General features: G+C 63.5%; 7 protein-coding genes. 3 read left to right on the plus strand and 4 right to left on the minus strand.

Features of this window, described 5'->3' with window-relative positions:
- The first annotated feature begins 125 nt into the window (after nt 1-125).
- From OVO38_RS08460 to dnaE, 3 genes are all read left to right on the plus strand, one after another.
- On the plus strand, nt 126-839 hold the full coding sequence (locus tag OVO38_RS08460; protein ID WP_267208241.1) for an ABC transporter ATP-binding protein: 714 nt from the start codon (nt 126-128) through the stop codon (nt 837-839).
- Nucleotides 840-857: 18 nt separating this feature from the next.
- A complete protein-coding gene (locus OVO38_RS08465) occupies nt 858-2,147 on the plus strand; it encodes an ABC transporter permease (RefSeq protein ID WP_095278017.1) in 1,290 nt (429 codons plus the stop codon).
- 78 nt (nt 2,148-2,225) lie between these two features.
- Nucleotides 2,226-5,792 carry a DNA polymerase III subunit alpha gene (gene dnaE / locus OVO38_RS08470; RefSeq protein ID WP_267208234.1) on the plus strand — a complete coding sequence of 1,189 codons (3,567 nt, stop codon included), beginning with the start codon at nt 2,226-2,228 and terminating at the stop codon, nt 5,790-5,792.
- 422 nt (nt 5,793-6,214) lie between these two features.
- On the opposite strand, the gene OVO38_RS08475 is transcribed toward dnaE, so the two are convergent.
- The 4 genes from OVO38_RS08475 to OVO38_RS08490 all read right to left on the minus strand — a co-directional run.
- Nucleotides 6,215-6,700, minus strand: a complete 486-nt coding sequence (locus tag OVO38_RS08475; protein WP_267208235.1) for a hypothetical protein — start codon at nt 6,698-6,700, stop codon at nt 6,215-6,217.
- Between the two features lie 77 nt (nt 6,701-6,777).
- Nucleotides 6,778-7,203, minus strand: a complete 426-nt coding sequence (locus OVO38_RS08480) for a hypothetical protein (protein WP_095547231.1) — start codon at nt 7,201-7,203, stop codon at nt 6,778-6,780.
- Between the two features lie 217 nt (nt 7,204-7,420).
- Entirely contained in the window at nt 7,421-9,403 is a 1,983-nt protein-coding gene (locus OVO38_RS08485; RefSeq protein WP_267208236.1) for a choice-of-anchor I family protein, read from the minus strand.
- 103 nt (nt 9,404-9,506) lie between these two features.
- A partial coding sequence (locus OVO38_RS08490; RefSeq protein WP_267208237.1) for an integrase core domain-containing protein occupies nt 9,507-9,709 on the minus strand: 203 nt, incomplete at its 5' end.

The raw sequence follows: 9,709 nt of genomic DNA on the forward strand, positions 1-9,709 counted from the left end.
AGCCGGCCGTTTCCACCACGAAGGAGCCGCCGAAAGCGCAGCCCAGGGAACAGCGGGGCGGGAGCTCGGTGATCGTTGGTGGGGAACGTGGGGGCGTCGATAAGCGTCCTGCTCCTGCGAACCCGATGGCAAACTCGGGCCTACTCATTGACATGCGCGGGGTGGTGAAGACGTACAACGAGGGTGAGCCGAGCGAGCTGACCGTGCTGCACGGCATTGACTTTTACGCAAAACCGAGCGAGTTCGTGTCCATCGTTGGTCCATCCGGCTGCGGTAAGTCGACGCTGATGAACCTGATTGGCATGCTGGACCGGCCGTCCAAGGGCGCGTACGCGTTCAACGGCGAGCCGGTCTACGCCAAGGAGGACAAGGAGCTCGCGTCGTACCGCAGCAAGAACATCGGCTTCATCTTCCAAAACTTCAACCTCATCGGCCGCATCGACGCGCTGCAAAACGTGGCCATGCCCATGATGTATGCGGGCGTGGAACGGAAGGAGCGCGAGGAGCGCGCCGCGGAGCTGCTGGAGATGATGGGGATGGGTGACCGCATTCACCACAACCCGAACGAGCTGTCCGGTGGCCAGAAGCAGCGCGTGGCTATTGCACGCAGCCTGGCCAACGACCCGGACCTCCTGCTTGCCGACGAGCCAACCGGCGCACTCGATTCAAAGACCGGCCGCATGGTGATGGACCTGTTCCACAAGCTGCACAAGGACCTGGGCAAGTCAGTGGTGTTTATTACGCACAACCCGGAGCTCGCGGAAGAAACGGAGCGCGTCGTGGAAATGATGGATGGTCGCGTTGCCAACGTGCGCACGCCCGCCGGGCTGGGAATGTAAGGAAGGAGACGACACACCGTGAATATCCAAGAATCGCTCCGGCTGGCCGTCTCCAGCCTGAACAAGAACAAACTGCGCTCGCTGCTGACGCTGCTGGGCATCATCATCGGCATCATGGCCGTGGTGATCATCATGACCCTCGGTCGCGGCCTGGAGAACCAGGTCATGTCCGGATTGCAGGGCGTGGGCACGACGACGCACCCGGTCGTGGTGCACGAGCGCCCCGACGAAGAGGAACAGTCCGACGACCCGTTTGCGGCCATGTCGCAGGCGCAGCCGACGGACGAGCGAGACTCGCTGACGCTGCAGGACCTGCAGGATATGCGCGACGCGTTCGGCGACCGCATCACCGGCATCGACGTCGACCTCTCCGGCATGGGCGAGATTGAAAACGGCGACAAGGACCCAGTGAGCACTACGATCAACCCGGCGCTCATGGATTCCATTGACATGCGCGGCGGCGAGGTCGAGTTCGGCCGCGGCATCTCCGACAAGGACATGCAGGGCCAGCGCCCGGTGGCCGTGGTGAGCCCAGAGCTTGTCGACGCCATGTTTGACGGTGACCCCGCCTCCGCCTTGGGCGAACGCATCGATCTGGTGCAAGAAGGCCAACCGGCCGTCTTCACCATCATCGGCGTGCTCGGCGACAAGACGGATGGCGCCGCCGGCGGCGGCGGAGCGTTCGGCGGGATGCAGTCCTACGCCGAGGCGTACATTCCCGTCACCGCGGCCGACCGCATCGGTCTGAACGGGGATTGGTTCACGTCCATCTCGGTGCGCAGCTCCGGCGAGGAGGAGGCGGCCACGTTCCAGAAGGATCTGCAGGACTACCTGGACCGCCAGTACCGCGGCAATGAAACCTACGAGGCCGAGGTCATCGACCTGTCCTCGTCGCTGCAGGAACTGACCAGCGTGTTCCGCATCATGTCCTCCGTGCTTTCCGCAATCGGCGGCATCTCCCTGCTGGTCGGCGGCATCGGCGTGATGAACATCATGCTGATTACGGTCACGGAGCGCACCCGCGAGATCGGCGTGCGCAAGGCGCTCGGCGCGACCCACGGCGACATCCGCACGCAGTTCATCGTCGAGGCGATGCTGGTCTGTCTGGTCGGCGGCGTCATCGGCGTTATCCTCGGCGGGGCAATCGGTATGATCGCCACCGCGGCGTTCGACGCATTCGTGTGGCCCCCGGTCGGTGCAGTGTTGCTTTCTCTGTTGTTCTCACTCGCCACCGGCGTGTTCTTCGGCGCCTACCCGGCGTCGAAGGCGGCGAAGATGCAGCCCATCGAGGCGCTCCGTTACGAGTAAGCGGCGCCGTCGCGGCGAATCACACCCCCGTAATCACGGGGGTTTTGCCGTTTCTTGAGTCGGGTTAAGATGACCCGCATGGCCAAAAACTCCTCCTTCGTCCACCTCCACAACCACACCGAGTTTTCCATGCTGGACGGCATGGCCAAGGTGGACCTGCTGGCCGATGAAGTGGTGCGCCAGGGCATGCCTGCTGTGGGCATGACGGACCACGGCAACATGTTCGGCTCCAACGCTTTCTACCGGCGCATGGTCGACGCTGGCGTAAAGCCGATCATCGGCATCGAAGCCTACATGGCCCCGGCGTCTCGTTTTAACAAGAAGCGCCAGCTGTGGGGCACCCCGGACCAGAAGCGCGACGACGTCTCCGCGTCCGGTGCCTACCTCCACCAGACCATGCTGGCGGAAAATGCCACGGGACTGCACAACCTGTTCAAGCTGTCGTCCCTCGCCTCCTACGAGGGACAGCTGGGCAAGTGGCCCCGCATGGACGCAGAGCTCATCGCCGAGCACGCGGACGGCATTATCGCCACCACTGGCTGCCCTTCGGGCGACGTGCAGACGCGCCTGCGCTTGGGCCAATACGACGAGGCCCTGGAGGCTGCCGCGATGTGGCAGGACATCTACGGGCGGGACAACTTCTTCCTTGAGCTTATGGACCACGGGCTCCACATCGAGCGCCGTGTCCGCGACGACCTGCTGCGCATCGGCAAAGCACTGGACCTGCCCCCGCTGGTGACCAACGACTGCCACTACGTGCTGGAATCCCAGGCACCCGCGCACGAAGCGATGCTGTGCGTGCAGACCGGTAAGACGATGATGGACCCGGATCGCTTCAAATTCGACGGCACGGGCTACTACATCAAGTCCGCAGAGCAGATGCGCGAGATTTGGGACTCCACCGTGCCGGACGGCTGCGACAACACGCTGTGGATTGCCGAGCGCGTCGGCGATTACGGCGAGCTCTGGGAGGACCACCCGCACGATCGCATGCCAATCGCGGACGTGCCGGAGGGCGAGACGCCGACGAGCTGGCTGCGCAAGGAGGTTCAGCGCGGGCTCGAGGCGCGTTTCGACGGCAGCGAGGTCCCAGAGGAGTACCTCAAGCGCGCGGAATACGAGATCGACGTCATCGACATGAAGGGCTACCCGTCCTACTTCCTCATCGTCGCGGAGCTGATTAAGCACGCGCGTGAGGTGGGCATCCGCGTCGGGCCGGGCCGTGGCTCGGCGGCTGGTGCACTTGTGGCCTACGCGCTGACCATCACCAACATTGACCCGATGGAACACGGCCTGCTCTTCGAGCGATTCCTCAACCCGGAGCGTCCGTCCGCGCCCGATATTGATATTGACTTTGACGACCGCCGCCGCGGCGAGATGATCACCTACGCCGCCGAACGCTGGGGTGAGGACAAGATCGCCCAGGTGATCACGTTCGGCACCGTGAAGACGAAGCAGGCGATCAAGGACTCGGCGAAGGTGAACTTCGGCCAGCCCGGCTTCCAGATGGCAGACCGCATCAACGCGGCCCTGCCCCCAGCGATCATGGCGAAAGACATCCCGCTCGTCGGCATCACGGATCCGGAGCACGCCCGCTACACCGAGGCAGCCGAGGTGCGCTCACTGATCGAGACGGACCCGGATGTGGCCAAAATCTACGAGACGGCCCGCGGCCTCGAGGGCGTCGTGCGCCAGGCCGGCGTGCACGCCTGCGCGGTGATCATGGCGTCCGTGCCGCTCATGGACCACATCCCGATGTGGAAGCGCCCGGCGGACGGCGCGATCATCACCGGCTGGGATTACCCGGCCTGCGAGGCCATCGGCCTGCTGAAGATGGACTTCCTGGGCCTGCGCAACCTTACGGTGCTTGGCGACGCCCTGGAGAACGTGAAGAAGAACCGCGGTGAAACGCTCGACCTGGAAACGCTGGATACAGACGACACAGCCGTGTACGAGCTGCTCTCCCGCGGCGAGACCCTCGGCGTGTTCCAGCTGGACTCCGGCGGCATGCAGGAGCTGCTCAAACGCATGAAGCCGACCGGCTTTAAGGACATCGTGGCGTCGTTGGCGCTCTACCGCCCGGGTCCGATGGGTGTGAACGCGCACTGGGACTACGCGGACCGTAAGAACGGGCGTAAGCCTATCACCCCGATCCACCCGGAGCTGGACGAGCCGCTGCGCGAAATTCTTGACGAGACCTATGGCCTCATCGTGTACCAGGAGCAGATCATGCGTATCTCTCAAAAGGTGGCAAATTACACGGCCGGCGAGGCAGACGGCTTCCGTAAAGCGATGGGTAAGAAGAAACCCGAGGTGCTCGCCCAGCAGTACGACAAGTTCTGGGGCGGCATGCAGGAGAACGGGTACTCCAAGGCAGCGATGGACGCGCTGTGGGGCACGATCGAGCCGTTCGCGTCCTACGCGTTTAACAAGTCGCACGCCGCTGGCTACGCGCTGGTGTCGTACTGGACGGCCTACATGAAGGCGAATTACACCGCTGAGTACATGGCGGCGCTGCTGACGTCGGTTGGCGACAAGAAAGACAAGTCCGCGATCTACCTGTCGGACTGCCGTCACCTTGGCATTTCGGTGTTGCAGCCGGATATTAATGAGTCGGAAGAGAACTTCATGGCTGTCGGCGAGGACATCCGCTACGGCCTCGCCGCGGTGCGCAACGTCGGCGCCGAGGTGGTGGAGTCGATCAAGGAAACCCGCCGCACGAAGGGCTACTTCACAAGCTTCTCCGACTACTTGGACAAGATCGATCTGTTGGCCTGCAACAAGCGAATCACCGAATCGCTAATCAAATCCGGCGCGTTCGACTCGCTCGGGCACCCTCGCAAGGGGCTCATGCTCGTGCAGGAGGACATGGTCGACTCCGTGCTGACCACGAAGAAGGCAGCGGACAAGGGCCAGTTCGACCTATTCGCCGGCTTCGGCGGGGACGACGGGCAGGAGAGTGGCTCGGCCGTGTTCACCATGGACATTCCGGACGACGAGTGGGACAAGAAGCACAAGCTCGCGCTGGAACGCGAGATGCTTGGCCTGTACGTCTCTGGCCACCCGCTGGACGGGTTCGAGGAGGCGATTGCTGCGCAGACCGACACCGAGTTGACCACGGTCTTGTCGGGCGAGCTGCGCCACGGTACGGAGGTCACGCTCGGCGGCCTCATCTCTAGCGTGGACCGCCGCTTCTCCAAGAAGGACGGTTCCCCGTGGGCGATCGTGACCATTGAGGATCATCACGGCGCCCAGGTCGACGTTCTCCTGTTCAACAAGGTGTACTCCCTCGTTGCGCCCCAAATCGTCGAGGACAACATCATTCTGGTCAAGGCCCGCGTGACCGTTCGCGACGAGCGCATGAGCCTTTTCGGCGACGACGTCAAGGTCCCCGAGCTTGGGCCCGGCCACGGCGCCGGCCTGCCGCTGCGTCTGACGCTGCGCACGGACCAGTGCACGGTGGAGAATATCGCGCGACTCAAAGACGTGCTGCTGAACAACCCTGGCGATTCCGACGTGTTCCTTAACCTAGTGAACGGAGACCACAGCCAGATGATGGTCCTGGGCGATCACCTTCGCGTGGAGCGCTCAGCAAGCCTCATGGGGGACCTCAAGGCCACGATGGGAATGGGGATTTTGGGGTAGCCGTGCTCCGCCGGCCGGGACCGGTTGGTCCGGTGTAGATGGAGCTAGCTCCGTTTGGTGGTGGCAGGGTGGTAAGTTGCCTGGTCGCGCGTGGTCGCGCGGCGCTGTCGGTTGTAGATGGAGCTAGCTCCGTTTGGTGGTGGCAGGGTGGTGAATTGCCTGGTCGGGCGACGTTGTCGGTTGCAGATGGAGCTAGCGCTGTTTGGTGGTGGCAGGGTGGTGAATTGCCTGGTCGCGCGACGTTGTCGGCTGTAGATGGAGCTAGCGCTGTTTGGTGGTGGCGGGGTGGTGAATTGCCTGGTCGCGCGGCGCAGCCAGCTGCAAATGGAGCTAGCTCCGTTTGGCACCGACCCACCGCGCTCAGAACCACCACGCCGACAACCGCAGCGCCCCCCCAAAAAAAACGCGCGGCCGTCCAGTGTCTAGGGTTTGATACCCGCCTGGGCGAGCGTTGCTTTCAGTTGCTCCTGCATCCGCGGGTTCGACGCCACGACCAGGGAAAGCGCCTGGATCAGGCCGGCAAGCATCGTGATGGCGAAGTTGATGTAGGTGAAGATCTCCTTGCCGCGCTCATCAAGAATGCCCTTGTTGATCCACTCCGAGCTCGGACCCGTTGCGCGGAACGGGGTGGGCGTTGCGGTCACGGCCGGTGCAGTCACCGTCACCGTCACCGGTGTGGGACCGTCTTGGGAGGGCGACGGTGTGGCGGATCCGGTTGCTGACGCAGAGGGGCTCGGCGTCGCGGTTGCAGACGGGCTGGGCGTGGCAGTCGTGCCTGCCGGAGCCGCACCGGTAGTCGCGGAAGTTTCGGTCGTGCTTGGGTCAGTGCTCTTCGCAGAAACGGGGCTCAGACCTGCTACGGCGAGTGCAACGACGGTGGCAGCAGCAACGGGGTAGGTCGCCTTCACTTTGTGTCCTTCCAGTGGGAATAGAGAGAAAAAATCGGCGGGGCCTTCGAGTGAAAGCCCCGCCGAAGTGCCGCGTCTTAGAATACCTTCGGAATGTTCAGGTGCGGGATGCCGAGGTGGAACTGCGCGTTGACCATGTCGATGATCTTGTTTGCGCCGGTCGGGTCGGAAGCAACGATCAGGGTGGTGGTCAGGACTGCCGCCAGGGTGCCGGACACGAAGCCGACGATGTGGCCGTTGGAGGAGCCGGAGGACTTGCCGTTGTTCGGCTGCGGAGCCGGCTTGTTCGGGGTGGTCGGCTGAGTGGTCTCAGTGCCCTCGGTGCCTGCGGGAGCCTCGGCGGTCGGCTCGGAGGTCTCGGTAGCCGCGGTGGTGGGCTCCTCGGTCGGGGTAGCGGTAACCGTAGCAGTCTGGGTGGTGGTCGCGTCCTCAGCCAGTGCCGGTCCTGCCGTGATGGCCAGTGCGGTTGCAGCTGCGACGGCAGCGGTGGAAATACGCTTCATTAGTTTCTAGCTCCTCGTGAGAGTTTTGGTCCTGCGCCGAAACCGGGCTGAAAGATTACAGCTCGGTTACAGCGATGTCGTTAGAGAAAGTAGCAGGTTTCTTACGAAAAGGATAGTGCAGGGTGCCACACCATCCATTTGTTCAAAACGAGCTCCAGCTTAGCTGGGTTTGCTTCGCAAAACTACTGGGTCGCGGGCAAACGTCCGCGAAATCCCACTAGAAGGGAAGCTTGGGTGCGCCCGGAATCTGGCCGAGCAGCTGGTCAACCGGGTTCTGGATCAGGCCCAGGGAAACGCCTCCGGCAACGAGTGCCACCAGAGCGGCGAGCACGCCTGTGACCGCAGCGACAACCTTGCCCGCGGTGGAGGAGCCCTCCTGCTCGTCACCAGTCTGCTGATCCGGGGAGTCCGGTTTTTCTTCCGGCTTCTTTTCCGGCGCCTCGCCAGGCTCCTCACCCGGCGTCTCCTCCGGCTCCTCCGCCTTGTCCAGCAGAGATTCCACCTGGAAGAGCGTGGTGGTGCCGGAGACCTCGTTGCCCACGGCCAGGAGCGCTTCGCCGTTCGGGGAGTCCTCGGCCGGGATGAATGTAAGTCCCTCGGCGCCGAGGTCGCCGACCTTGGACAGGCCGTTGTGAAGCTGCTCCTCGCCCTCGTCGGCAAGCGCTTCCATGTTGATCGAGAAGTCGCGGTTGTTCACGTAGGCCTGGTACTTCGGAGCGCTCGGGTCGGTGATGTCGTAAACCATCACGCCGCCGAGGCGCTCAAAGCCGATGAACGCGTAGGTGCGGCCGTTGACCTCGCCGACGGTGACGCCCTCCGGCTCCGGGCCCTTGTCGTCGGAGCGGGTGTCAAAGGAGGTCTCGGTGTGGTTCGAGTTGAAGTACTCGGGCAGGATGCGGGAGGTGATTTCCTCGAACTGCGAGCCGGAGTCGAAGACGCGCTTGCCATCCGCGGTGAAGATGGAGAAGCTGCGCCCGCCCAGGTTGTACAGGTCGTCGTAGCAGCCCTTCTCCTCGTTGAGACCCATGGAGGTAGTCATGTTCAGGCGGCCCAGCTGCTCGTCGGACTGTAGCTCCTCGAGCTGGTCCGCGGAGAGACCGGCGTAGCCCTCGCAGATCGGAGCGACGTCCTTTTTGCCAAACTTCTTCAGGCGCGCCTCTTCGGAGTAGCCGTCCCAGTCGCGCGAGTCGCCCTCGTTGGCCAGGACCAGGTAAGTTTCGCCGTCGACGTTGTAGGCGGCAATGGAGTCTGGCTGCAGGAGGGACTTCACCGGCCACTTGGAGATGTTGGTCGTGCCGTCCTTGTCGGAGGCGTCGAAAGGCACCTCGCGGCGGTCGGTGACACCGAGCGGCCAGATGTCCTCGACCTTGCCGGAGGTGATGTCCACGACAGCGATCGCGTTGTTCTCCTGCAGGGTCACGTACGCCTTGTTGCCGTCGACGGCGATGTACTCCGGCTCCAGGTTCTGCGCCTCAGTCTGAGAGGCGCCGACCTGGCCAAAGATGCGCACGCCCTTGTCCGCCAACGTGCCCTCGAACGCCGAAAAGTCGGCGGTACGGACCTTGTCCTGCGTTGGTGCGGCAACGTCGTGCTCGAGGCGGATGAGGGAGATGGAACCCTCCGGGTCAACCGAGTAGTCCTCGGCCGGCTCGCCTTCGTTTGCCACCAGGGCGTAGCGGCCGTTGGGGGTCAGGGTCACCATATCCGGCAGGGAGCCCACGCCCACGCGGCCGAGCACTTCGCCCGGCGTGTCCGCGCCGGCGTCGAAGAAGATGACTTCGCCGGGCTTCGTCTTGTCCTCGTCCGGCTCCACGGTCGCGACCGCCAGGCCGTCCTCGCGCACGGCGACGGAGTTGATCGTGGTGTCGTCGCCGCCGTGAACTTCGCCCACCTTGGTCGGTGCCGTCGGGTCGGAGACGTCGAGCACGTCGATTTTGCCCGAGTTCGCATTCACGGTGAGCACGCGCTTCGAGGCTTTGTGGTAGGCCACGATCTCCGCGCCGGACTCGTCGAAGACGCCAGCGTCGTACGAGCCGATCGGAGCGATCTTAGCGGAAGCATCCTTGGCCTGGTCGTACACAGGCTTATCGACGACCACCGCGCCCGCCGGGGCAACAGCAATCAGCGATGCGGAGAGCGCGGCAGTAGCCGGCAACGCGAGCAGGGCGCGGGAGCGGGGACGGCGGAGCGAAGGGAACATGCGTAGGCCTTTCTTGGAGCTGGCTTCGGACCGGCTTTGGGTTCGCCTGTCAAAAGCGTGGTCTGCGGTTGGGTGAAGCGTCCTGGGTTTGGTTCCGCTTCTTTTACGGCCCTGTGTTGATGGGCTCGGTGAGATAATACTCGGTTTCTACTTCTTGTGGGGTGGCGTAGTCCAACGCCTCGTGAAGACGTTTGGTGTTCCACCAGTGCACCCACCGCAGGGTGGCTAGCTCGACTTCTCCTACTGATGTCCACGGGCCTTGAGGATGGATAAGTTCAGCCTTGTAGAGACCGTTAACAGTCTCGG

The organism is Corynebacterium sp. Marseille-P8863, from assembly GCF_946902955.1.
Taxonomy (GTDB): domain Bacteria; phylum Actinomycetota; class Actinomycetes; order Mycobacteriales; family Mycobacteriaceae; genus Corynebacterium; species Corynebacterium gottingense.

Bases quoted from the DNA above. Each gene is read 5' to 3' on its own strand.
- OVO38_RS08460 (WP_267208241.1), top strand. From the start codon at position 126: ATGGCAAACTCGGGCCTACTCATTGACATGCGCGGGGTGGTGAAGACG.
- dnaE (WP_267208234.1), top strand. From the start codon at position 2,226: ATGGCCAAAAACTCCTCCTTCGTCCACCTCCACAACCACACCGAGTTT.
- OVO38_RS08480 (WP_095547231.1), bottom strand. From the start codon at position 7,203: ATGAAGCGTATTTCCACCGCTGCCGTCGCAGCTGCAACCGCACTGGCC.
- OVO38_RS08485 (WP_267208236.1), bottom strand. From the start codon at position 9,403: ATGTTCCCTTCGCTCCGCCGTCCCCGCTCCCGCGCCCTGCTCGCGTTG.